Raw genomic sequence first — 23,113 nt, 5'->3', positions numbered from 1 at the left:
TGGCGAATGGACAGTGCCCTCATCGTGGATCACGACGTCAGCGCAGGCCCAGCTCCCTGGCGATCAGCATGCGCTGCACCTCACTCGTGCCCTCGCCGATTTCCAGGATCTTCGCGTCGCGGTAGAAGCGGCCGACCGGGAACTCGTTCATGAAGCCGTAGCCGCCGAAGATCTGGGTCGCGTCCCGCGAGTTGTCCATGGCGGCGTTCGACGAGACCAGCTTCGCGATCGCGGCCTCCTTTTTGAACGGTTCCCCGCGCAGCATCTTCGAAGCCGCCGCGTAGTAGGCGAGGCGGGCGGTGTGCGCCCGCGTCTCCATGTCCGCGATCTTGAACTGGATCGCCTGGTACGTCCCGATCTTGTGCCCGAACGCCTCTCGCTCGCCGACGTACCGAACGCACTCGTCCACGCAACCCTGCGCCAGGCCGACGCTCACCGCCGCGATCGCCACCCGGCCCTCGTCCAAAATGGACAGGAACTGCGCGTACCCGCGACCGCGCGCGCCGAGCAGGTTCTCCTCCGGCACCCGGCAGTCGTCGAACGACAGCTCGTGCGTGTCCGAGGCGTTCCAGCCCACCTTCGAGTACTTCGGCGCCACCGTGAAACCGGGCGTGCCCGACGGCACCAGGATGGCCGAGATCTCCTTGCGGCCGCCCTCCTTCTCCCCGGTCACCGCGGTCGCCGTGACCACGCTGGTGATGTCCGTGCCCGAGTTGGTGATGAACGACTTGCTGCCGTTGAGCACCCACTGCCCACCGTCCAGCTTCGCGGTGGTCCGGGTGGCTCCGGCGTCCGAACCGCCGCCCGGCTCGGTCAGGCCGAACGCGCCCAGCGCCTCACCCGCGCACAACGCGGGCAGCCAGCGCTCCTTCTGCTCCTGCGTACCGAAGCGGTAGATCGGCATGGCGCCCAGCGAAACCCCGGCCTCCAGGGTGATCGCCACCGAGGAGTCGACCCGCGCCAGCTCCTCCAAAGCCAGGCACAGCGCGAAGTAGTCCCCGCCCATGCCGCCGAACTCCTCGGCGAACGGCAACCCGAACAGGCCCATCCGCCCCATCTGCGCGACGAGTTCGTACGGGAACTCCTCCCGTTCGTAGAACCCGCCGATCACCGGCGCCACCTCGCTGCGCGCGAAGTCCTCGACGGTCTTGCGCAGCGCCTCGTACTCCTCGTCGAGCCGGAAATCGATCATTGTGCGTCCTCCTGCGGGGTCACCACGGCAAGCGCTTCGTCCAGTGCGACCTGCTGGCCCGCCTGGACGCGCAGTTCTTCGACCACGCCGTCGATCGGCGCGGTGATCGTGTGTTCCATCTTCATCGCCTCGACCACCAGCAGCGGCGTGCCCGCGGTGACCACGTCCCCGCGCGCGACCTTCACCACCAGCACGGTGCCGGGCATCGGGCTGACCACCGGACCGGCCTCGGCCGCCTCACCGTGGGCCAGCTGCATGATCGGGCGCTCGCCGATCAGCACCGCGTGGCCGTCCCTGGCCAGCCACCGCCCGCCGGTGACCGAAGCCGTTTCGTACCGGTGGAATTCACCGCGGTGGCGCAGTTCGAGCTGCCCACCGCGCCGGGTCGCCGACACCGCGACCGGCTCGGCGTCGTCCACGCTCACCTTCGCGTTCGACGGCGCGCCTTCGACGCGTACCAGTGCCTCGGTCTCCCCGGAGCGAAGGCGGAAGGTCACCCCACCGCCACCACCGATCCGCCAGCCGGTCGGCACCGCCCAGGGGTCCACAATGGACTCGGTGGGCCAGAGCGCGAGCAGGCGGTCCATCGCCGCGGCGACGAAGAACTCGGCGGGCACCTCGGCCGAGGTCAGCCCGGCCAGCCCGCGTTCGACCAGCCCGGTGTCCAGCCGTCCCGCGCGCACATCGTCGTCGGCCAGCAACGCGCGCAGGAACCGCACGTTCGTGCCGACGCCGAGCATCGCGGTGTTCGCCAGCGCCAGGTCCAGCCGGTGCAACGCGGCGGCGCGGTCGGGGCCCCAGGCGATCACCTTCGCCAGCATCGGGTCGTAGCTCGACCCGACCTCGGTGCCCTCGCGCACGCCGGAGTCCACGCGGACGCCCTCGCCGGCCGGTTCGACCACCCGCAGCACGGTGCCGCCGGTCGGGATGAAGCCACGCGCGGGATCCTCGGCGTAGACCCTGGCCTCCACCGCGTGCCCGGTCAGCCGGACGTCGGACTGCCGCACGCCCAGCGGCTCACCGGCGGCCACCCGCACCTGCCACTCGACCAGGTCCAGCCCGGTGACCTGCTCGGTGACCGGGTGCTCCACCTGGAGACGGGTGTTCATCTCCATGAAGAAGAACTCGTCGGCGTTGGTGGCCGAGACGATGAACTCGACCGTGCCCGCGCCGGAGTAACCGACCGCACGCGCGGCCTCGACCGCCGACGCGCCCATGCGCTCCCTGGTGGCCTCGTCCAGCAGCACCGACGGCGCCTCTTCGATGATCTTCTGGTGCCGCCGCTGGAGGCTGCATTCGCGCTCGCCCAGGTGGATCACGTTGCCGTGGCCGTCGGCGAGCACCTGGATCTCGATGTGCCGCGGAGTGGTGACGAACCGCTCCAGCAACAGCGTGTCGTCACCGAAGGACGCCTTGGCCTCACGACGCGCGGACTCCACCGCGCCGTCCAGTTCGGCCGGGTCCTCGACCAGGCGCATGCCCTTGCCACCACCACCGGCGGACGGCTTGAGCAGCAGCGGGTATCCGACTTCCGCCGCGGCGGCGGCGAAACCACCGGCCGGAATGTCCAAATCGGACGATCCGGGCACCACCGGCACGCCGGCCGCCGAGACCGTGCGCTTGGCCTGGATCTTGTCGCCCATCGCCTCGATCGCGCCGACCGGCGGGCCGATGAACACCAGCCCGGCCTCGGCGCACGCAGTGGCGAACGCGGCGTTCTCGGCGAGGAAGCCGTAACCGGGGTGCACGGCCTGTGCCCCGGTTTCCCCTGCCGCCTCGATGATCGCCGGGACGGACAGGTAGCTGCGGGTCGCTTCGGCGGGGCCGATCCGCACCGCGACGTCGGCTTCGAGCACGTGCCGCGCGTCGGCATCGGCGTCGCTGTAGACCGCGACCGAGCGAATGCCCATCCGGCGCAGCGTGCCGATCACCCGGACGGCGATTTCCCCGCGGTTGGCGACCAGAACCGTGTCGAACAAGGTCATCACATCCGGAAAACGCCGTAGGAAACATCTTCGAGCGGTGCGTTGGCCGCCGCCGACAGCGCGAGGCCGACCACCGTGCGGGTGTCCGCCGGGTCGATCACGCCGTCGTCCCAGAGCCGCGCGGTCGAGTAGTACGGGCTGCCCTGCTCCTCGTACTGCTCGCGGATCGGGTCCTTGAAGGCCTCTTCGTCCTCCGCGGACCACTCGCCGCCACGGCCTTCGATCGCGTCGCGGCGGACCGTGGACAGCACCGACGCGGCCTGCTCACCGCCCATCACCGAGATGCGCGCGTTCGGCCACATCCACAGGAACCGCGGTGAATAGGCGCGCCCGCACATCGAGTAGTTCCCGGCGCCGAACGAGCCGCCGATGATCACCGTCAGCTTCGGCACCCGCGCGCACGCAACCGCGGTGACCATCTTCGCGCCGTGCTTGGCGATGCCGCCCGCCTCGTAGGCGCGGCCGACCATGAACCCGGTGATGTTCTGCAGGAACAGCAGCGGGATCGAGCGCTTGTCACACAGCTCGATGAAGTGCGCGCCCTTCATCGCCGACTCGGCGAACAGCACGCCGTTGTTGGCGATGATGCCGACCGGGTGGCCGTGCACGTGCGCGAACCCGGTGACCAGGGTGTTGCCGTACTCCTTCTTGAACTCGGCGAACCGGCTGCCGTCGACGATCCTGGCGATCACCTCGCGCACGTCGTACGGAGTGCGCGAGTCGGTCGGGACCACGCCGTACAGCTGCGCCGGGTCGACCGCGGGCTCCTCGACCGGGCGCACGTCCCACGGCCGCGGGCTGCGCGGGCCGAGCGTGGACACGATCGAGCGAACGATGCGCAGCGCGTGCGCGTCGTCGGTGGCCAGGTGGTCGGTGACGCCGGACTGGCGGGCGTGCACGTCGCCGCCGCCCAGTTCCTCGGCGGTGACCACCTCGCCGGTCGCCGCCTTCACCAGCGGCGGGCCGCCGAGGAAGATGGTGCCCTGGTTCCGCACGATCACGGCCTCGTCGCTCATCGCGGGCACGTAGGCGCCGCCCGCGGTGCACGAGCCGAGCACCGCGGCGATCTGCGGGATGCCGCGCGCGGACATGGTCGCCTGGTTGTAGAAGATGCGGCCGAAGTGCTCGCGGTCCGGGAAGACCTCGTCCTGGCGCGGCAGGAAGGCGCCGCCGGAGTCGACCAGGTAGAGGCACGGGAGATTGTTGTGCAGCGCGACTTCCTGCGCGCGCAGGTGCTTCTTCACGGTCATCGGGTAGTAGGTGCCGCCCTTGACCGTGGCGTCGTTGGCGACGATCACGCACTCGCGGCCGGACACGCGGCCGACGCCGGTGATGATGCCCGCGGCGGGCGCCTCGTCGTCGTAGAGCCCGGTCGCCGCCAGCGGGGACAGCTCCAGGAACGGTGAGCCGGGGTCGAGCAGCGCGTCCACCCGATCGCGGGGCAGCAGCTTGCCGCGTTCCACATGGCGGATACGCGCCTTCTCCGGACCACCCAGCCGGGTCGCCGAGAGCCGCTTGCGCAGGTCCTCGGCCAGCTCGGCGTGACCGGTGGCGTATCGGGCGTAGTCCTCGCTCCGCGGGTCGGCGGAACTGCTCAGCACCGGGGTGTCCATGGCTCCTCGCGACAGGGGTTAGCGGTCGTTAACACCAGGTTCGATGTTAGCGACCACTAACCTCACTGTCCAGCGCGTGGCCGCCGTTGAACAGCTTCCAGTAGAAACCGTTCATCCGCGCGGCGGCGGCCGCGTGCCGGGTGATGATCGCGGCGACTTCGGCGGGCACCCCCGCCGGCCGGTGACCCGCGGCGCACCGGCGCACGTACTCGTTGCGCGCGGGGATCCCCTCCACCCCGCAGAGGTCGGTGACCAGCCAGTTGACCAGGCGCATGGCGGCGTACTCCGCATCGTGCCCGGCGTTGCGCCGGACGAAGTCGCGCTCGTCGGCGGAGAGGTCGAACCGCGGTGAGGTCACCAACCCGAAATCGACCAGGAAGAGCCTCCCGTCATCGACCCGCATGTTGCCGAAGTGCCCGTCCATGTGCAGCAACCCGCGGTCGCGCAGGAAGGTCACGATCTCCGTCAGCTGCCGTTCGACCGTGGCCGCCTTGCCCGCCGGGTCCTCGGCCAGCCAGTCGACGAGCGGGTACGGGAGGTATTCGCACAGCAACACGAGACTCGACGACGCGGCCGCCAGCGCTTCGAAACGAGCACGGATGGCCCGTGAGCCACCCAGCCGGGCGGCGGCCGCGTCGAGGTCGGCGTAGTCCTCCGCGATCGGCGGGCGGCCAGGCAGCACCCGCCAGTGGTGGAGCAGCGGGAAGGCGCCGGTCTCGCCCGCGAGCACCGCCTCGGTGACGATCAGGTTCGCGGCCAGCTCGCGCCAGGCGTTGAGGCCGGGGCTGCCGATGCCGTACCGGCACAACGCGGGCAGGCCGAACAGGTTCGCGGTGGACCGCGGGTGCGCCAGTTCCAGGTCGGTCAGCGGGACGCGCTTGGCGAACACCGGCACACCGCCGACGTCGACGACGGCCGAACCACCGCCCACGCCCACGCCGACGGCCCGCCCCGCGTCCAGCAGCGCGACGAGGTCGTCGTCGCCGAGGGACGCGAGGCGGGCCGAAACGCGGTCATGACGCGAGAACCGGGACATTCCCGCGATACTGCCGGCGGATCAGGGCGTGCTACAGCTGACGGACGGCGCCGCCCACTGACCGTTCGCCATCACGGTGAAGCCGAAGGTGGTGGTGGCGTTCGCGGCCAGGCTGCCGTTGCCGTTCGGCTTCATGGTCATCACGTTGCCGCTGCTGTCCCAGCTCGGCGAGCCGTTCCAGGTGGCCGACACCTTCTGCGGCGAGGTGACCGTGACCGTGGCCGTCCAGCTGCTGATCGGCGACGCGCCGGCGGTGATCGTCACCTGGCCGTTGAACCGGTCGCCCCACTGCTGGGTCCGCTGGTAGGTCGCGGTGCACGAAGCCGGGTTGCCCGGGTTGCTGTCCGACGGCGCGACCGCCTGGCCGGTGGAAGTGGAGATCATGCCCGCGCACAGGTTCCGGCTGGCCAGCCCGGCGGCGATCTGCGGGATCGCGTTGATCGTCGACTGGTAACCGTCGTGCATCAGGATCACGCCACCCGGCTGCAACTGGTTCGCGGCCTGCACGATCTGGCTGGTGCTCGCGCCGTTCCAGTCCTGCGAGTCGACGTTCCACAGCACCTCGGTCAGCCCGAGCTGCTGCTCGACCGACTTCAGCGTGCTGTTGGTCTCGCCGTACGGCGGGCGGAACAACTTCGGCGTCTCACCGGTCGCCTGTTGCAGCGCCTGCTGGGTCTGCGTCAGCTCGGAGGTCATCTCCTGCGCCGACAACTGGGTCAGGTGCGGATGTGACCAGCTGTGGTTGCCGACCCACATCCCGGCGTCGCGCTGGCTCTTGGCGAGTGACGGGTTCTGCTGCACCTTGTTGCCCACGTTGAAGAAGGTGGCGCGCAGGCCAGCCGACTTCAGCGCGTTGATCAACTGCGTGGTGGTGCCGCTGATCGGCCCGTCGTCGAAGGTCAGGCCGACGTACCCGGCCGAGCAGCTCGGACCGCCGGGCGTGCCACCGCTGTTGAGCGCGTTGAGCACGGCGTCGTACGCGGGCTTCTTGCTGCCGTTGTTGTTGAACAGCAGCGGGGTGTCGTTCGGCCGCCACGAGTCGGAGTCGCGGATGCCCCACACGGTGATGCCGTTGCAGCGGGGCACCGCGAGGCAGTCCTTCACCACGTTGGCGTAGGTGGTCGACGACGCGCCCTGGATGTCCAGCTCGGTGATCTGCACGTCCACGCCCAGCGCCGCGAAGCTGGACAGCGTGGTGCGGTAGTTCGACGGGTACGGCGAGCCGCTGTTGAGGTGCGACTGCAGGCCGACGCAGTCGATCGGCACGCCGCGGTTCTTGAAGTCCTGCACCATCTTGTAGACGGCCTGGGTCTTGGCGTGCGACCAGTCGTCGGTGTTGTAGTCGTTGTAGCAGAGCTTGGCGCCCGGATCGGCCGCTCGCGCCGCCTTGAACGCGGCTTCGATCCAGTCGTTCCCGGTGCGCTGGAGGTTCGAGTCGCGCCGGGCGCCGCTGCTGCCGTCGGCGAAGGCCTCGTTCACCACGTCCCAGGCCACCACCTTGCCCTTGAAGTGGGTGGCCACCTGGGTGACGTGGTTGAGCATCGCCTGCCGCAGCGGGGCGCCCTCCATGCCCTGCATCCAGCCCGGCTGCTGCGAATGCCAGGCCAGCGTGTGCCCGCGGACCTTCATGCCGCGGCTGAGCGCGTGGTTGACGATCTGGTCGGCCCTCCCGTAGGAGAACTGCCCCTGGTTGGGCTCGGTGGCGTCGATCTTCATCTCGTTCTCGGGCGTGACGCTGTTGAACTCGGTGTTGAGGATGCCCGTGTACGTGGAATCGCTGAGTTTGTTCGCCGCGACCGCGGTCCCGAAGTACCGGCCGCTCTCCGCGGCCGCGGCGCCGAGCGTGGTCCCGGCGGCGCCCGCCACCGGCGGCAGCACCACGGCCAGCGCGCTGAGCAGGCCGGTCATCCCGGCCACCGCGGCGATTCGTGGTCCTCTTCGCCGCGGGGGCCTGCCGGCGTCGATGACAGCAGTTTCGGACATCACTTCCTCCAAGGGTTTCCGAAAGTTTCGGTAAAAATCTTGAAGCTTTCGAAATGTAGGGCCCGGACACTGACCAGGTCAAGGAACGCATCCCCAGATGGAGCAAGCACGGTAGCTGTCGAAAATTTCGATGCCTGAACAGCAAAAAGCCGGAGGGGTCAGTCGTGCAGGCGACTGACCCCTCCGGCGGTCCCGGTGAGCCGGTGACTCAGCCGGCGGCCGAGTTCAGCGCGGCGAGGTAACCGAGCTTCTGCCCGTTGGCGGTCGGGTGGTACGACTCCTCGACCGGCCAGGTGAGGCTGTGCAGCCAGCGGTCGGCCGCGCAGATCTCGTGCCCGGTGAACACCCCGCGCACGTCGACGAAGGTGAACCCGGCGCTCGACGCCCGCGCCGAGGTGACCGCGGCGAGCGCGTCGGCACCGGAGTTGATCGCGGCCCGCTTGGTGTCACTGAGGCCGACGTTGCAGGAGCCCGGCACCTTGTAGAAGCGCGGGTATCCGAGCACGTACACCTTCGCGTTCGGTGCCTTCTGCTTGATCTTGGTGTAGACGCCGTTCAGCAGCCCCGGCAGCGTGCTGTTCACGTAGTCCTTGGCCTCGGCGACCCGGTCGACGCAGGCCTGGTCGGAACCGAGGGTGCAGTCGGTCATCACGTCGACAAAACCGGCGTCGTTGCCGCCGACCGAGACGGTGACGACGTTCGTGCCGGAGGTGACCTTGTCCAGCTGGCCCAGCACGTCCGGCGTCCGCGCACCGGAGCAGGCCAGGAAGTTCAGCGAAGCGCCGTTGGCGCTGGCCCACAGCTTCGGATAGGCGTTCGCGCTGCGCTTGCAGGAGCCCGAGTCGCCATAGCTACCAGCGCCGAGCCCGGACGAGTAGGAGTCGCCGAGCGCCGCGTAGCTGGTCGCCGCCGAGGCGGGAACGGTGAAGCCGAGCAGCGTGAGACCGGCGACGATGGCCACGGTCAATGCTCTCAAAACGGGCAGGGTGGATTTTCGGTCGGACGAGACCATCGTCACTCCTTCGTGAGCCCCCAACGTGAAAGAACAAGTACCACGTGGGAAAAACACGAGGAAGCACGGTTTTATGACGTAACCCGAGTGGCCTACCCCAAAAGTCGCGCGCCCGGTTTGCCCCGTTGTTAGCGATCGCTAACCTGCTGCTCTACGATGGGCTGATGCCAGCGCACCCGACCCCGCTCGTGCACGGCGAAAAGGCCAGCAGGCGTGAGCAGATACTGGCCGCCGCCGCCGAACTGTTCGCCAGGCACGGTTTCCACGGCGTGGGGATCGACGACATCGGCGCCGCCGTCGGCATCTCCGGCCCCGCGCTCTACCGCCACTTCCGCAGCAAGGACGCGATGCTCGGCGAGATGCTGGGCTCGATCAGCCGGTACCTGCTCGACGGCGGCAAGGAACTCGCCGAGCGGCGCTCCGGGGCCGCCCTGCTCGACGCGCTGGTGAAGTTCCACGTGGACTTCGCGCTCACCCAGCCAGCGCTGATCACCGTCCAGGAACGGAACCTGGCGAATCTCACCGACGCCGACCGCAAACAGGTTCGCGCGCTCCAACGCCAGTACGTCGAGCTGTGGGTGGAGGCGATCAGGGCGACCGTGCCCGAGGTCGGTGAAACCCACGCCCGATCTTCGGCACACGCCGTGTTCGGCCTGATCAACTCGACCCCGCACAACCGCTATCTGGCTGACGAGGAACTGGCCGAGCTGCTCGAACGGCTGGCACTCGGCGCGCTCCGCGCGGCGCGGTGACGCACGGCTCCCGATACTCACCCGGGAGTGGTCCCAAAGGCGGCCGTGCTGGTGTTTGATAGGCACGTGCAGCCCGACAGGAGCGACGACGAGCAACGGCGGCTCGTGGAGAAAGCGCAGCGCGCGCTGGTGGCGATGCGGTTCGGCGAAGACGCCGACGCGCTCGACCAGCTCGCGCCCGCGAGTGCCGGTACGCCCGAGACCCGGGAGCTGATGCTGCTGCTCTTCGGTGAGTGCAGCGCGATGGTGGCCACCCTCGGGGACGGCGGTACCGCGCCGGTCAAGGTGCAGGTGTTCGACGAGGCCGGGGAAGAGGTCTCCATCGACCAGGCCGACCCGCCGGTGCGCACGGCCGTGCGGACGCTGCTCGCCGAGGTGCACGGGAACAGCGAAGCCGCGCAGGAACAGCTGGAGATCGCGCTGTCGAGCGCCGCGCCGGAGGAGGTCGACAGCCTGGTGTTGCAGGCACTGCGCTGGACGATCCGCCTGTCCACGGAATGCCTGGACCGGGACCTCCCGGTCACCGACTGGATCTCCGACGCCCTCGCCGACTGATGCCGTGAAGGTGGCTTCACGGCACGCGGCTAGGCCAGCAACGGCTTGAGCAGGGCGGCGACCTGGGCCGTTTCGATCAGGAACGAGTCGTGGCCGTACGGGGAGTGGATCACCGCCGCCTCCCCCGCGCCCCGGATGCCGCCGGCCAGTTCGGCCGACTGCGCGAGCGGGTAGAGCCGATCACTGTCCACCCCGGCGATCACCGTGCGCGCGGTGATCCGCGAGAGCGCCGCCGCGATGCCACCCCGGTCCCGTCCCACATCGTGCGAATTCATCGACCGGGTGAGCACCACGTAGCTGCCCGCGTCGAAGCGCGCCGCCAGTTTCGCCGCGTGGTGGTCCAAATAGGACTCCACGGCGAACCGGCCGTCGCCCTGCTCGGTCCGGCCGAAGCGTTGCTCCAGTTCGGGTTCGCTGCGGTAGGTGACGTGGGCGATCCGCCGGGCGATGCCGAGGCCGGAGTCCGGGCTTTCCCCGGTGTCGTAGTAGTCGCCGCCGTGCCAGTGCGGGTCGGCGGTGATCGCGTGCAGCTGCGGCGAGGCCCACGCGATCTGGTCCGCCGAAGCGGCCGCCGGGGCCGCGACCACCAGCAGCGCCGCCACCCGCGCCGGGTGCTCCACCGCCCATTCCAGCGCTCGCATCCCGCCCATCGATCCGCCCAGCACCAGCGCCCAGCGAGTGATGCCGAGTTCGTCGGCCAAGAAGGTCTCGGCGGCCACCTGGTCGCGGATGGTCAGTGCCGGGAAGCGGCTGCCGAACGCCCGTCCCGCATCGTCCACAGAGGACGGCCCGGTGGAGCCCTGGCAGCCGCCCAGCACGTTCGGCGCCACCACGAAGAACGCGTCGGTGTCGATCGGACGACCCGGGCCCACCAGCGCGTCCCACCAGCCCGCGCTGGGGTGGCCGTCCCCGGCGGGACCGGCGACGTGGCTGTCACCGGTGAGCGCGTGCTCGATCAGCACCGCGTTCGACGCGTCGGCGTTCAGCGTGCCCCAGGTTTCGTAGGCCAGCGAGAAACCGGGCAGCTCGGCCCCGCTCTCCAGCCGGACCGCGTCGTGCCGGATGACCCAGCGACGCCGGCCCGGCGGATCACCCGGACGCCAGGCACCGGTCACAGAGCCGCCTTGGCCGCCCTGAACCCGGACTCCAGATCGGCCTTCAGATCCTCGATGCCTTCGAGCCCGACGGCCAGGCGCACCAGTCCGGGCGTCACGCCCGAGGCGAGCTGCTCCTCCGGTGAAAGCTGGCTGTGCGTGGTGCTGGCCGGGTGCACGATCAGGCTGCGCACGTCCCCGATGTTCACCAGCTGGCTGTGCAGCTCGGTGCCGTCGACGAACTTGCGGCCCGCCTCGACCCCGCCGCGCAGGTCGAACGAGAGCACCGCGCCCGCGCCGCCGGGCAGGTACTTCTGAGCTGCCTGGTAATGCGGCGACGACGGCAGACTGGCGTAGTAGACCTTTTCCACCTCGTCCCGCGCCTCCAGCCATTCCGCGAGTGCCCTGGCGTTCGACACGTGCCGCTCGATCCGCAGCGAAAGCGTCTCGATCCCTTGCAGGATAAGGAAACTGTTCAGCGGAGAGATCGCCGCGCCGGTGTCGCGCAGCAGTTGCACACGTGCCTTCGCGGCGTAGGCGCCCGGGCCGAGCGCTTCCCAGTACTTGAGGCCGTTGTAGCTCGGGTCCGGTTCGCTGAACCCGGGGAACTTCGCCGGGTCCGCGCCGAAGTCGAAGGTGCCGCCGTCGACCAGCAGACCGGCGATCGTGGTGCCGTGGCCGCCGAGGTACTTGGTCGCCGAGTGGATCACCACGTCGGCGCCGTGCTCGATCGGGCGCAGCAGGTACGGCGTGGGAATGGTGTTGTCCACCACCAGCGGCACGCCCGCCTCGTGCGCGGCGTCCGCGACGGCCCGGATGTCGAGCACGTTGCTGCCCGGGTTCGCCAGCGTCTCGGCGAAGAACAGCTTGGTGTTCGGGCGGACCGCGGCCCGCCACTGCTCGATGTCGTCCTGGTCGTCGACGAAGGTGACCTCGATGCCGAGCTTGGGCAGCGTGTAGTGGAACAGGTTGTAGGTGCCGCCGTAGAGCGACGGGCTGGAGACGAAGTGGTCACCCGAATTCGCCAGGTTCAGGATGGCCGCGTTGGTGGCCGCGGTGCCCGACGCGAAGGCCAGCGCCGCCACCCCGCCTTCGAGCGCGGCGACGCGCTGTTCGAGCACGTCCTGCGTGGGATTGTTGATGCGGGTGTAGATGTGGCCCGGCTCGGCGAGGCTGAACAGGTCGGCACCGTGCTGGCTGTCGCGGAAGACGTACGACGTGGTCTGGTAGATCGGCGTGGCACGCGCCCCGGTGGCCGGATCCGGTGCGGCACCGGAGTGGATCTGCTTGGTTTCGAAGGACCAGCCATCCGTCATCGTTCGATCTCCTCGCGGCAGAAGGGATTTGCCCCGAAGCTAGCCACCGGGTCCGTTCGGCCCAACCGCCTCTCACGCCTTGGGAGCCGGGTACTCCTTCGGGCGTAGGCCGCGAAGCCGCTCTGGACACGACGACGAGACGCCCGCGCGCCGCGATCCTGGAGCGCATGACCAGGCTGCGTCCCAACACCCGCAAGTGGCTGCTGTTCACCCACGTCGTCGCGTCCATCGGCTGGATCGGCGTGGAACTCTCGATCGTGGCGCTCGGCGCGGTCGGGCTGCTCAGCGACGACACCGCGGTGGTCCGCGGTGTCCAGTTGAGCGCCGGCACGCTCGGCGAGATCTTCTACCTGCCCGCCAGCCTGCTCACGCTGATTTCCGGAATCGCGCTGAGCCTCGGCACCAAATGGGGACTCGTGCGTTATTGGTGGGTGGTGGTGAAGATCGCGATCACGCTCGCGCTGACCATCGGCGGCAATCTGGCCGTGGTCCCGAAATTCGCCGAAGCCGCCGACCGGGCCGCACGCGGTGAAGCCATCGGCGGCACGGCGGTCATGCTGGTGACCGCGATGAGCGCCGGGCTGACGCTGCTGCTGATCGCCACCCTGCTGTCGTTCTTCAAGCCGGGCGGGAAGATCAGCGCCGCCCGGGCGCGAATCGGTTCCCTTCGGAATCGGCGGACATCAACCAGCCCCACGGCCGCTCAACCGGTTCCGCCGGGAACTCGACACCCTTCGCGGACAGTTCCTCAAAGGTCCTGACGAGGTCGCCGGGGCGGTTCCGCGCCGAACTCCGGCTGACGGCGGCGGCCGAAGTTACAGTTCTCCCCATGGCGTCCGTGCGCACCGTGGTCGATCGGGTGGGGCCCACCTTGCTGCACGCCCTGATGCTCCCGGACGATCCGCCCGCGGTCGCCGACGTGGTGATCGCCGAACCCGGTACGCCGGGGCACCTCGCCGCGGGTGATCTGGTGCTCGCGGTGGCGGTGACCAATCCGGCCGACGCGGTCACCCTGGTGCGCAGCAGTGCGGAGAAGGGCGCGGCGGCGGTGCTGTTCAAACCACCGCTGGCGGCCAAGCCGTCGGTCAAGCGGGCCGCCAAGTCCGCCGACATCGCGCTGATCGAGGTCAGTGCCGCCGCATCGTGGGCGCAGCTGGTGTGGCTGCTGCGGACGGTGCTCGACGCGCTGACCGACGAAGCCGAAGCCCCGGAGAACGGCGGCGACCCCGGCGGCGGCGACCTGTTCCGCCTGGCCGACGCGGTGGCCGCGGTGGTCGACGCGCCGGTCACCATCGAGGACACCAACTCGCGCGTGCTGGCCTACTCCGCCCGCCAGGACATCACCGACCCCGCGCGCGTGTCCACCATCATGGGCCGCCGCATCCCGGACGACGTGCTGGCGCGGTTCCGCTCACGCGGGGTGTTCCGCGAACTCTCCCGCGGCCGCCAGACGATCTTCGTGCCCGAGCAGCGCGACGGCACCCTGCCGCGGCTGATCGTGCCCATCCGGATGGGTGGTGAGCTGCTCGGCTCGATGTGGGCGGTGGTGCGGGGGCCGGTGTCCGACGAGCGGGCCGCCGCCTTCGCCGACGCGGCCCCGGTGGTCGCGCTGCACCTGCTGCGACGTCGCGCGCACGCCGACGCGCAGCGCCGCGCCAGCGCCGAACTGCTGCGCGCGGTGCTCCAGGGCAAAGCGAGCCCGCGCAAGGCGGTCGCCGAACTGGACCTGGCCGAGGTCCCGCACCGGGTGGTGGTGATCGACACCCCCGAGGACGGCTCACGCAACGCCGAGGGCAGCAGGCTGGCGCTGCTGGAGCGCATCTCCAGCGGCATCGGGTGGCGGCCGGTGGCCACCGAACTGGCCGGGCTGCTCTACGCGGTGGTGCCCGACGGCGACGCCTGGGCCGAACTGCGCGAGGTGCTCGGCCAGGCGAAGACCAAGCGCGGCGCGCCTCGGGTGGCCGCGGGCGGGGCGGGTGAGGTCGCCGACCTGGCCCGGTCCCGCGCGGAGGCCGAAGAGGCCTTCGGCCTGCTGCGCGCCGGGCTGGTGCCGGGCCGGGTGGTCAGCTTCGACGAGGCGTGGACCGCGCTCGCGCTGCATCGCGCGGCGACCGCCGCCGGTGCCGCGAAGGTGGCCGAACTCGGTCCCCTGCAAGCGATCCGCGCCTACGACGACGCCCACCGCACGGACTACACCGACACCCTCTACGAATGGCTGCGGCACCCCGGCGACCCGCGCGCGGCGGCGCGGTCCCTGCGGATCCACCCCAACACCCTGCGCTACCGGATGCGGAAACTGGGCGAGCTGGTGCCGATCGATCTCGACGACCCGGACGTGCGCCTGGCGCTGCTCACTCAGCTCGTCGCGTTGCGCTGGGCCTGATAGCTGAGGTCGACCGCGCGCAGCGAGTCCGGCCGGAGGCGCAGCCAGCGGCAGCGCGCGTCCTGGTACAGGTAGGCGCGGAACCGCTCGTCCCAGCGGGATTCGTCGTCACCGAGGTAGCGGCTCAGCTTCCGCCTGCCGCGCGGCACGTCGAACGGCAGCAGCTCCGCCTCGCCGCGCGCGACCACCTGGCGCACCAGCCCGGTGTCCAGCTCGCAGACGTCGACCACCAGCGCCAGCGCCGGATCCCGCTCGACCAGCGCGGGCAGCCGCGACCACGGGCCGGTGAGGATCCAGAAGGCACCGTCCTCCCAGAGGTACCAGGTGGGCCGCACGCTCGGACCGGCCGCGGCGACCCTGGCGGTCAGCGGCCGGGCCAGGAAGGCGTCGACGTCGAACGGGCTCACCGCAGCAGTCCGGCGACCTCACCGAGCAACTCGATCTGCCCGGCCCGGTCCGCGGTGAACGGCATCGCGGCGATCCGGCCGACCCCGGCCTCGGCGTACTCCGCGAGCCGCTCGGCGACCCGCGCCGGGCTGCCGGTCACCAGTGATTCCCGTGCCTGCGCCTCGGTCATGCCGTACCCGGTCAGCGAGCGGACCTGCGTGTCGAGCACCGACGACGGCACCGGCCCCACCGCGAGGCTGATGTTGACCGTGATTCCCGGCGCGGGCCGCCCGTACTCCGCCGCCAGCTCGGCCAGCCGCGCACCCTGTTCGGCGAGCCACGACGGTGACGAGAAGGCCGGGAACCACTCGTCGCCGAACCGCGCCACCCGGCGCAACCGCCCCGGTCCGGCGGCGACGATCACCGGCGGCATCTCCGCCCCCGGCGCCAGCGCGAACTCCACACCGTCCACAGTGGCCGGTGTGCCGGTCACCAGGTCCGGCAGCACTTCGAGCGCCGCCGTGGTCCGCTTTCCGCGCTCCTCGAACGGCACGCCCGCCGCCCGCCAGCCCAGGTCCCCGTGGGCGTCGCCGCCGGTCCCCACGCCCAGCAGCACCCGGTTTCCGGACAGGCCCTGCAGGGTGGCGATCTGCTTGGCCACCCACGCCACCGGCCGCAACGCCACCACGAGCACACCGAAGCCGACCTTGATCCGCTCGGTGGCCGCGGCCGCGGCGGTCAGCGCGACCACGCTGTCGACCCGCGGCGACGCGGTGATCAGGTGGTCGCCGACCCAGACCGACTCCAGACCGGCGTCCTCGGCCAGTCGCGCGTGCTCGACAAAGGAGTCCACAGTGGACCCGTTCAGGTAGACCCCGAGCTTCACCGGACCTCCAGCAGGGTTTTGCCGAGCGTGGCCCGGCTTTCGATGGCGGCGTGCGCGTCGGCCGCGCGCTCGAGCGGGAAGCGCTGCCCGATCACCGGCCGCAACCGCCCGGCGGCGGCCTCGGTCAGCGCCCGCCGGGCCAGCACCGGCATTTCCTCCGGTTTCGCCAGCGGCCCGCGTTCCACCCGCACCCGCCGCTCCGCCGCGTCCCCGAGATCGGCGGCGGCCCCGCTGGCCTGCCCGAACACGAACATCCGCCCGCCCGGCCGCACCGCCTCGAAGGCCGCCCGGCCGATCTCCCCGCCGACCCCGTCGAACACCACGTCCACCGGCGGTGCCCAGCCGGGCTCGCGGTAGTCGACGGTCACATCGGCGCCGAGTTCCTTCGCCAGCGCCAGCTTCTCCGGGCCCCCGGCGGCCGCCACGACCTCGGCACCGGCATTTTTGGCGAGCTGGACGAGGAGGCTGCCCACCCCACCGGCAGCCGCCTCGACCAGCACGCGTTCACCCCCGGTCAGCGCCGCCGCCCGGCTCAGCATGAGCGCGGTCCGCCCGTCCGCGAGCAGCGCCACCGCCTCGTCCAGACCCAGCCCGTCCGGCACCTCCAGCACGTTCCCCGCCGGGGCGACCGCCCGCTCGGCGTACCCGCCGGACCCGCGCAGGCTGCTCACCACGCGCTTGCCCGCGGCCACCCCGCCGACCCCGTTGCCCGGGATCACCGGCAGCTCCCGGCCGAACGGCCCGAAGCCGGTGCGCCGGAACTGCGTCTCGACGTAGGTGATGTTCGCGAACTCCACGTCGATCAGCACTTCACCCGGTCCGGGCACCGGCTCCGGGGCCTCCCCCGCGACGAGCACCTCCGGCTCGCCGAACTCCCCCAGCCACACAGCTCTCATGCGGACAACTCAACAATCTCCAGTTCGGTGGAGGTCAAGAGTAGTGCCGCGAAAACCACGAACCGGGGTCAATACTGTCCGGCCAGCACGATGACACCGCCGTCCGAGTGCTTCACCGTGAAGCAGAGCACCTTTCTCAACCACCGCCCAGGAGGCAGTCGTGCGGATCGCCGTCCCCCGTGAGATCAAGACCCACGAGTACCGGGTCGCCCTCACCCCGGCCGGGGTGCACGAGCTGACCCGCCGCGGCCACGATGTCTTCGTCGAGGCCGACGCCGGGCTCGGCTCGGCGATCACCGACGAGGAGTACCTGTCGGCCGGCGCGAAGATCATCGCCAGCGCCGACGACACCTGGGCCGAGGGCGACCTCGTGCTCAAGGTCAAGGAGCCGATCGCCGAGGAGTACCACCGGCTGCGTGCCGACCAGACCCTGTTCACCTACCTGCACCTGGCCGCCGACCAGCCGCTGACCGAGGCGCTGCTGAAGGCGGGCACCACCGCCGTCGCCTACGAGACCGTGCAGACCCCGAACGGCGCGCTGCCGCTGCTGGCGCCGATGTCGGAGGTCGCCGGACGCCTCGCCCCGCAGGTCGGTGCCTACGCGATGATGAAGCCGAGCGGTGGCCGCGGCGTGCTGCCCGGCGGCATTCCCGGGGTGCACCCGGCGCGCGTGGTGGTCATCGGTGGTGGTGTGGCCGGGCTCAACGCCGCACGGGTCGCCCTCGGCCTCGGCTCGGACGTGGAGATCCTGGACACCAACGTCGACCGCCTGCGCCAGATCGACAACGACTTCGGCGGCCGTATTCGCACCGTCACCTCGAACGCCTTCTCGGTGGAGCAGGCCGTGCTGGAAGCCGACATGGTGATCGGCGCGGTGCTGGTGCCCGGGGCGAAGGCGCCGAAGCTGGTCTCCAACGACCTGGTGGCGCGGATGAAGCCGGGCAGCGTGCTCGTCGACATCGCGATCGACCAGGGTGGCTGCTTCGCCGACTCGCGCCCGACCACCCACGACGAGCCGACCTACCGGGTGCACGACTCGGTCTTCTACTGCGTGGCGAACATGCCCGGCGCGGTCCCGCGCACCTCGACCTACGGGCTGACCAACGTGACGCTGCCCTACGCCGTGGCGCTGGCCGACCACGGCTGGCAGCCCGCGCTGCGCGCCGACGCCAGCCTGGCGAAGGGCCTCAACACGCACGCCGGCCAGCTCACGAACGAGCCGGTCGCCGTGGCGCACGGACTCCCCCACACCCCGCTGTCACAGGTCGTGTGACGGCCCAGGGGGTGTCCTCGGAGCCTCGGTCGATGGGCTTCGTGACCCAGGTGGTTCCTGGCGGCGCCGGGGATTCCCCCTCGTACCGGGTCCTCGGGGGGAAGGCCTGGTGTCGTCAGGAGCCTCCTGGGCGCGAAGAGCGCGATCGAGGCTCCGAGGACACCCCCTAGCCCGGGTCCTCCGCGGCTAATCCGCGGAGGATTCGGGCGAGGCCGTATTCGAAGAGTTCGTCCGGGTCCACCGCGTCGGTGAGCCCGAGGTAGCGCGAGATCCGCGGGAACCGGTCCCCGTAGGCCGCGGTGAACCGGGCCGTCACCTCGGCGTTGACCTCGTCCATGGTCTTCCCGTGCGCGGCCACCCGCTGGCGCCACTTCATCTCGTTCACGATGAAGCCGTAGACGAAGTTGTTCAGCACACCCGCCGCCGGCGCGATCTCCTCGCGCGGCAGCGGCGAATCCTCCAGCGCGCCGGCAAAAGCGTCGTACACGCGCATCGCCTCGGGACCGGCGTTCAGCATCACGCCGTAGACCTGGGCGGTCCACGGGTGCGCGCGCACGGCCTCCCGCAGCCCACCGGCGATCGCCCGCAGGCGGTCGTGCCAGTCCGCGTCCTCCGGCGGGAGCTCGATCTCACCGGACACCGCGTCCAGCGCCAGCTCCAGCAGCGCGTCCTTGGTCGGCACGTGCCAGTAGAGCGACATCGGGGCCACGTCGAGCCGGGCGGCGAGCTTGCGCATCGACAGCGCCTGCATGCCGTCGGCGTCGAGCACCGCCACCGCCGCCTCGACGATCTGCTCGCGGGTCAGCCCCGGCTGCCGAGAGGTCGACGCCCGGCGTTCGGTCAGCCAGATGCTGTCGAGCACGGGCCCCTCATCGGTCACCCGTTCACCCTATCCGCGCCCTCCCGGCGCAGAAGGACCCACGCGAGCGCGCCCGCCGCGACCGCGGCCACCGAACCGCAGAGCAGGCTCATCGAAATGCCGGAGACGAACGCGTCACGCACGTCGCGCACCACCTCGGGCACCCCGCCCGTCGCCTGCAGCGCAAGGCCGACCGACCGCTCCACCCCATCCGGCAGGAACGACGGCAGCTCGGCGGCGAACCGCGCGGCCACCACGCTGCCGAGGATCGCCACGCCCAGCGAGGTGCCCAGCTCCTGCAACGTCGAGGTCAGCCCGGACGCGATACCCGCGCGTTCCCGCGGGATCGCGCCCATCAGCGCGTTCGCCGAGGTGGGCATGGCGACGCCGACCCCGGCGCCGACCAGCACCAAGCCGAGCAGCGTCGGCCCGTACCCGCTGTCGCTGGTGACGAAGCTGAGCGCCAGCAGCCCGGCGCCGACCACGGTCAGTCCGGACGCGACGGTCGCCGGAATGCCGATCCGCGCGCTGATCTTCGGGCTGAACGGGGTCACCACCAGCACGCTGATCGCCAGCGGCATCACCCGGAAACCGGCCTCCAGCGGCGAGTAGCCGAGCACGAACTGCAGGTACTGGGTGAACAGGAACAGCGAACCGCCCATGGCGAAGGCGACCAGCGCGTTGCTGGCGACCGCGCCGGTGAACCTCGGGTTCCGGAACAACGCCAGATCCAGCATCGGCTCGGCGGCGCGGCGTTCCCAGGTGATGAACCCGGCCGCGGCGACCAACCCGGTCACCAGCGGCACCAGGACCTGACCCGAGCTCCAGCCGTGCTCGGGCACCGAGATGATGCCGTAGACCACGCCCACGCTCATCACCACCGACAACAGCACGCCAGGCACGTCGGCGCGACGGCTCGTGGGTGCCTTCGACTCCGGCACCAGCAGTGCGATGGCGATGATGGCGAGCGCGCCGACCGGCAGGTTCAGCACAAAAACCGAGCCCCACCAGTAGTGGTCCAGCAGCGTGCCGCCGATCACCGGGCCGAGCGCGAAGCCCAGTGAGGCCACCGCGGACCAGGCCGCGATCGCCTTCGGGCGTTCCTTCTCGTCGAAGATCTGCATCAGCACCGCGAGCGTGCTCGGCATCAGCAACGCGGCCCCGATGCCCATGCCACCGCGCGCCAGGATCAGCTGCAACGGGGTCTGCGCCAGCGCCGCGACCGCCGAACCGCCGGTGAACAGCACCAGGCCGGTCAGCAGGGCGCGCTTGCGGCCGAAGCGGTCGGCGAGCGAACCGGTGGTGAGCAGCAGTCCGGCGAGCACGAGCGAGTAGGCGTTGATCGTCCACTGGATCTCGGCGGTGGTGGCGCCGAGCGAATCGGTGATGGCCGGGATGGCCACGTTGAGCACGGTGTTGTCCAGCAGCACCACCAGCAGGGCCAGGCAGAGCACGGCGAGGATCACCCAGCGGCGCGGGTGCGAGGTGCTCTGGCCGGCCGGCGACAGTCGGGTCATACCGAGCCTCCCCTTACGGCGTACGAGACTCTTACACCGTACGAGGACAGGCAGGCGGAAGCCACCGGGTTCACGGGGAGCGAATTCTTCGCGGAAGGGACCGCGGACATAAAGCGGCGGCCCGCTCAACCAGCCTGGGGGTCACTGGGAGCGGGCCGCCAAGGCACAGTCTAGGCACTCTCGCCGCGCTTCGCCCCCCGGGGTGGGGATGAGTTCGTGATTAGTTGTCCACGCGAAGCGCCCCGGTCTGGTGAAAGTCCCAGTAGGACCGCCACGACCTGCGATTTTGCCGCGAGATCCATTCGGGACGGTCGGCTCCGACGCGGCCGAAAGTGACCGAGATCGCGCCACGCCGGGGCGCGTACGGCAGGATGCCACCCACAGCAAGCCGACGATCGGGGGCGATATGCACGACGGCAGTGGCCGGATCGTGGTGCAGAACCTCACCAAGCAGTTCGGACCGGTTACCGCGGTGCAGAACCTGAGCTTCGTCGTGGAGCCGGGTTCGGTGACCGGCTTCCTCGGCCCGAACGGGGCGGGCAAGACGACCACCCTGCGCATGCTGCTCGGCCTGGTCAAACCGACACAGGGCACCGCGACCATCAACGGGCGCACGCACGACCAGCTGGGCAACCCGGCCAGGGTGGTCGGCTCGGTGCTGGAGAACGAGGGCTTCCACCCCAAGCGCACCGCTCGCAACCACCTGCTGGTCTACGCCGCCGCGATCGGCGTGCCGGACCAGCGCGCGGACGAGGTGCTCGGCCTGGTCGGGCTCAGTTCGGCGGCGCACCGGCGGGCGGGCGACTTCTCGCTCGGCATGCGCCAGCGGCTGGCGCTGGCCACCGCGCTGCTCGGCGATCCGCAGGTGCTGGTGCTCGACGAGCCGGCGAACGGACTCGACCCCGAGGGCATCGCCTGGCTGCGCAAGTTCCTGCGGTCCTACGCCGCCGGCGGGCGCACGGTGCTGGTCTCCAGCCACCTGCTCGCCGAGGTGGAGCAGACCATCGACCAGGTGGTCATCATCAGCCGCGGCCAGACGATGTACCACGGCCGGGTCGACCAGCTGCGTGGTTCGCAGCAGGCACGCGTGGTCGTGCTGCCGTCGGACGGCAACAAGCTGGGCACCGCGTTGCAGGAGGCGGGCGTCGCGGACGTGCAGCCGATGCCGGACGGCTGGCTGACCGTGGCGGGCGCGACCGCACGGCAGGTCGGTGACCTGGCGCTGGCGCAGGGCGTGGCGATCTACGGGCTGCGCGAGGAGACCGCGGACCTGGAGAAGCTGTTCTTCCAGCTGACCGCGGGCCAGTTCAGCGCGCAGCCACCGCAGCAACCGGGCTGGGGCCCGCCACCACAACAACAGCAGCAGCAACCCCAGTTCCAGCAACAACAGCAGTACTGGGGAGGGCAGCGCTGATGGGCAGGTTGATCAAGGCGGAGTTCCGCAAGACGCTGACCACCAAGAGCTGGTGGGGACTGCTGATCCCGGCGATCCTTTTCGCCTTCGTTTTCTCGCTGGGCTGGGGTTTCACCACCAACGACTTCACCAACTTCCTCGGCAGTTCCGACACCCGCGAGCTGACCAGCATGCTGGGCATCAACGTCGGCGAGTGGCCGGTCGGCCTGCTGGCGATGGCGCACGGCATCAACGTGGGCACGCTGTTCCCGGTGATCTTCGGCGTGTTCGCGCTGGCCGGTGAGTACTCGAAGAAGACGATCTCCACCACCTTCCTCACCGCGCCGAACCGCGGGCTGGCGCTGAGCGCGAAGATGATCACCTACGTGGCCTGGGGCGTGCTGTACGGCGTCGTGCTGGTCGGCGCGGCTTCACTGGGCACGGTGCTGACCGTGGACAGCCAGCTGATGCCGAGCGCGCCGCAGTTCCTCGGCGTGCTGGGCGCGGGCATTCTGGCGACCGTGCTGGCCACGCTGTTCGGCATCGGCGTCGGCGCGATGTGGAACAGCGTGGTGGGCAGCGTCATCACCCTGGTCATCTACCTGCTGATCGTGGAGAATCTGCTGGTCATCGTGGCCTTCGGCTGGCTGGACGTGACCTGGATCGGCGGGGTGCTGCCGAACGGCACGGTCAACGGCATCGTCGGCGCGATCGGGGCCGAGGCCTTCGGCGCGGCCGGGGTGACACTGCCCGGCCTCGACGACGAACTCCAGTGGGCGCTGCAGTACGCCGCCGGTGCGCCCGGCGCCTTCTCGTGGTGGGCTTCGGCGCTGATCTTCGCCGGCTGGACGGCGGTCTTCTTCGTCGGCGGCTGGCTGGTCAACCAGCGCCGCGACATCACCTGATCCCACCTGACGGTTGTCGCCGCCGGGTGTCCGAGCGGACACTCGGCGGCAATTGTCGGTGGGCGCGCCTAGCCTG

At 70.5% G+C, this 23,113-nt stretch carries 20 protein-coding genes; 7 read left to right on the top strand and 13 right to left on the bottom strand.

Annotated features, from left to right (window positions below; all coding sequences use genetic code 11):
- Nucleotides 1–37: 37 nt before the first annotated feature.
- The 6 genes from YIM_RS05830 to YIM_RS05800 form a co-directional block, all read right to left on the bottom strand.
- Nucleotides 38–1,192: an acyl-CoA dehydrogenase family protein gene (locus YIM_RS05830; protein ID WP_153029349.1), complete on the bottom strand. Its 1,155-nt coding sequence runs from the start codon at nucleotides 1,190–1,192 to the stop codon at nucleotides 38–40.
- Entirely contained in the window at nucleotides 1,189–3,171 is a 1,983-nt protein-coding gene (locus YIM_RS05825; protein WP_153036816.1) for a biotin carboxylase N-terminal domain-containing protein, read from the bottom strand. The genes YIM_RS05830 and YIM_RS05825 overlap by 4 nt, the downstream gene beginning before the upstream one ends.
- A gap of 5 nt (nucleotides 3,172–3,176) precedes the next feature.
- The gene (locus tag YIM_RS05820; RefSeq protein WP_153029348.1) at nucleotides 3,177–4,790 is read right to left on the bottom strand and encodes a carboxyl transferase domain-containing protein; all 1,614 of its coding nucleotides are present in this window, start codon (nucleotides 4,788–4,790) and stop codon (nucleotides 3,177–3,179) included.
- Nucleotides 4,791–4,836: 46 nt separating this feature from the next.
- Nucleotides 4,837–5,826 (bottom strand): serine/threonine protein phosphatase, encoded by a 990-nt coding sequence (locus tag YIM_RS05815; protein WP_153029347.1) that lies wholly within the window; start codon nucleotides 5,824–5,826, stop codon nucleotides 4,837–4,839.
- Nucleotides 5,827–5,847: 21 nt separating this feature from the next.
- Nucleotides 5,848–7,734, bottom strand: coding sequence for an endo-1,4-beta-xylanase (locus tag YIM_RS48520; RefSeq protein ID WP_370468958.1), 1,887 nt, complete (start codon nucleotides 7,732–7,734; stop codon nucleotides 5,848–5,850).
- Between the two features lie 283 nt (nucleotides 7,735–8,017).
- On the bottom strand, nucleotides 8,018–8,821 hold the full coding sequence (locus tag YIM_RS05800; protein WP_153029346.1) for an SGNH/GDSL hydrolase family protein: 804 nt from the start codon (nucleotides 8,819–8,821) through the stop codon (nucleotides 8,018–8,020).
- A gap of 164 nt (nucleotides 8,822–8,985) precedes the next feature.
- On the opposite strand from YIM_RS05800, the gene YIM_RS05795 reads away from it, so the two are divergent.
- Complete coding sequence (locus YIM_RS05795; RefSeq protein WP_194240052.1) at nucleotides 8,986–9,573, top strand: TetR/AcrR family transcriptional regulator; 588 nt, start codon at nucleotides 8,986–8,988, stop codon at nucleotides 9,571–9,573.
- A gap of 66 nt (nucleotides 9,574–9,639) precedes the next feature.
- Nucleotides 9,640–10,128 (top strand): hypothetical protein, encoded by a 489-nt coding sequence (locus YIM_RS05790; RefSeq protein WP_153029345.1) that lies wholly within the window; start codon nucleotides 9,640–9,642, stop codon nucleotides 10,126–10,128.
- A gap of 29 nt (nucleotides 10,129–10,157) precedes the next feature.
- On the opposite strand, the gene YIM_RS05785 is transcribed toward YIM_RS05790, so the two are convergent.
- Both YIM_RS05785 and YIM_RS05780 read right to left on the bottom strand, forming a co-directional pair.
- The gene (locus YIM_RS05785; RefSeq protein ID WP_153029344.1) at nucleotides 10,158–11,243 is read right to left on the bottom strand and encodes a homoserine O-acetyltransferase; all 1,086 of its coding nucleotides are present in this window, start codon (nucleotides 11,241–11,243) and stop codon (nucleotides 10,158–10,160) included.
- A complete protein-coding gene (locus tag YIM_RS05780) occupies nucleotides 11,240–12,538 on the bottom strand; it encodes a bifunctional o-acetylhomoserine/o-acetylserine sulfhydrylase (protein ID WP_153029343.1) in 1,299 nt (432 codons plus the stop codon). The genes YIM_RS05785 and YIM_RS05780 overlap by 4 nt, the downstream gene beginning before the upstream one ends.
- 167 nt (nucleotides 12,539–12,705) lie before the next feature.
- On the opposite strand from YIM_RS05780, the gene YIM_RS05775 reads away from it, so the two are divergent.
- Nucleotides 12,706–13,299, top strand: a complete 594-nt coding sequence (locus tag YIM_RS05775; RefSeq protein ID WP_194240051.1) for a hypothetical protein — start codon at nucleotides 12,706–12,708, stop codon at nucleotides 13,297–13,299.
- A 68-nt stretch (nucleotides 13,300–13,367) separates the two neighbouring features.
- Entirely contained in the window at nucleotides 13,368–14,921 is a 1,554-nt protein-coding gene (locus YIM_RS05770; RefSeq protein WP_153029342.1) for a helix-turn-helix domain-containing protein, read from the top strand.
- Here the strand turns inward: YIM_RS05770 and YIM_RS05765 are convergent.
- The 3 genes from YIM_RS05765 to YIM_RS05755 are packed head-to-tail and all read right to left on the bottom strand — an operon-like array spanning nucleotide 14,894 to nucleotide 17,090.
- Nucleotides 14,894–15,328: a pyridoxamine 5'-phosphate oxidase family protein gene (locus YIM_RS05765; protein WP_153029341.1), complete on the bottom strand. Its 435-nt coding sequence runs from the start codon at nucleotides 15,326–15,328 to the stop codon at nucleotides 14,894–14,896. The genes YIM_RS05770 and YIM_RS05765 overlap by 28 nt on opposite strands.
- On the bottom strand, nucleotides 15,325–16,194 hold the full coding sequence (locus YIM_RS05760; protein WP_153029340.1) for an LLM class flavin-dependent oxidoreductase: 870 nt from the start codon (nucleotides 16,192–16,194) through the stop codon (nucleotides 15,325–15,327). The genes YIM_RS05765 and YIM_RS05760 overlap by 4 nt, the downstream gene beginning before the upstream one ends.
- Nucleotides 16,191–17,090 (bottom strand): zinc-binding dehydrogenase, encoded by a 900-nt coding sequence (locus tag YIM_RS05755; protein WP_153029339.1) that lies wholly within the window; start codon nucleotides 17,088–17,090, stop codon nucleotides 16,191–16,193. The genes YIM_RS05760 and YIM_RS05755 overlap by 4 nt, the downstream gene beginning before the upstream one ends.
- Nucleotides 17,091–17,250: 160 nt before the next feature.
- Here YIM_RS05755 and ald point away from each other — a divergent pair, with 160 nt between their 5' ends.
- Nucleotides 17,251–18,363: an alanine dehydrogenase gene (gene ald, locus YIM_RS05750; RefSeq protein ID WP_153029338.1), complete on the top strand. Its 1,113-nt coding sequence runs from the start codon at nucleotides 17,251–17,253 to the stop codon at nucleotides 18,361–18,363.
- A gap of 166 nt (nucleotides 18,364–18,529) precedes the next feature.
- Here the strand turns inward: ald and YIM_RS05745 are convergent, their stop codons facing one another.
- Nucleotides 18,530–19,243 carry a TetR/AcrR family transcriptional regulator gene (locus YIM_RS05745; protein ID WP_153029337.1) on the bottom strand — a complete coding sequence of 238 codons (714 nt, stop codon included), beginning with the start codon at nucleotides 19,241–19,243 and terminating at the stop codon, nucleotides 18,530–18,532.
- Entirely contained in the window at nucleotides 19,240–20,739 is a 1,500-nt protein-coding gene (locus YIM_RS05740; RefSeq protein ID WP_153029336.1) for an MFS transporter, read from the bottom strand. Before YIM_RS05740 ends, YIM_RS05745 begins: the two co-directional genes overlap by 4 nt.
- A 406-nt stretch (nucleotides 20,740–21,145) precedes the next feature.
- Between YIM_RS05740 and YIM_RS05735 the strand changes: the two genes are divergently transcribed.
- Nucleotides 21,146–22,153 (top strand): ABC transporter ATP-binding protein, encoded by a 1,008-nt coding sequence (locus tag YIM_RS05735; protein ID WP_153029335.1) that lies wholly within the window; start codon nucleotides 21,146–21,148, stop codon nucleotides 22,151–22,153.
- Nucleotides 22,153–23,037, top strand: coding sequence for an ABC transporter permease (locus YIM_RS05730; protein ID WP_153029334.1), 885 nt, complete (start codon nucleotides 22,153–22,155; stop codon nucleotides 23,035–23,037). Before YIM_RS05735 ends, YIM_RS05730 begins: the two co-directional genes overlap by 1 nt.
- The last annotated feature ends 76 nt before the right edge of the window (nucleotides 23,038–23,113 follow it).

The organism is Amycolatopsis sp. YIM 10, assembly GCF_009429145.1.
Taxonomy (GTDB): Bacteria; Actinomycetota; Actinomycetes; order Mycobacteriales; family Pseudonocardiaceae; genus Amycolatopsis.
This window is presented reverse-complemented; position numbering and strand designations above follow the sequence as displayed.

Bases quoted from the DNA above. Each gene is read 5' to 3' on its own strand.
- YIM_RS05830 (WP_153029349.1), bottom strand. From the start codon at position 1,192: ATGATCGATTTCCGGCTCGACGAGGAGTACGAGGCGCTGCGCAAGACC.
- YIM_RS05820 (WP_153029348.1), bottom strand. From the start codon at position 4,790: ATGGACACCCCGGTGCTGAGCAGTTCCGCCGACCCGCGGAGCGAGGAC.
- YIM_RS05815 (WP_153029347.1), bottom strand. From the start codon at position 5,826: ATGTCCCGGTTCTCGCGTCATGACCGCGTTTCGGCCCGCCTCGCGTCC.
- YIM_RS48520 (WP_370468958.1), bottom strand. From the start codon at position 7,734: ATGACCGGCCTGCTCAGCGCGCTGGCCGTGGTGCTGCCGCCGGTGGCG.
- YIM_RS05800 (WP_153029346.1), bottom strand. From the start codon at position 8,821: ATGGTCTCGTCCGACCGAAAATCCACCCTGCCCGTTTTGAGAGCATTG.
- YIM_RS05795 (WP_194240052.1), top strand. From the start codon at position 8,986: ATGCCAGCGCACCCGACCCCGCTCGTGCACGGCGAAAAGGCCAGCAGG.
- YIM_RS05780 (WP_153029343.1), bottom strand. From the start codon at position 12,538: ATGACGGATGGCTGGTCCTTCGAAACCAAGCAGATCCACTCCGGTGCC.
- YIM_RS05775 (WP_194240051.1), top strand. From the start codon at position 12,706: ATGACCAGGCTGCGTCCCAACACCCGCAAGTGGCTGCTGTTCACCCAC.
- YIM_RS05770 (WP_153029342.1), top strand. From the start codon at position 13,368: ATGGCGTCCGTGCGCACCGTGGTCGATCGGGTGGGGCCCACCTTGCTG.
- YIM_RS05755 (WP_153029339.1), bottom strand. From the start codon at position 17,090: ATGAGAGCTGTGTGGCTGGGGGAGTTCGGCGAGCCGGAGGTGCTCGTC.
- YIM_RS05740 (WP_153029336.1), bottom strand. From the start codon at position 20,739: ATGACCCGACTGTCGCCGGCCGGCCAGAGCACCTCGCACCCGCGCCGC.
- YIM_RS05735 (WP_153029335.1), top strand. From the start codon at position 21,146: ATGCACGACGGCAGTGGCCGGATCGTGGTGCAGAACCTCACCAAGCAG.
- YIM_RS05730 (WP_153029334.1), top strand. From the start codon at position 22,153: ATGGGCAGGTTGATCAAGGCGGAGTTCCGCAAGACGCTGACCACCAAG.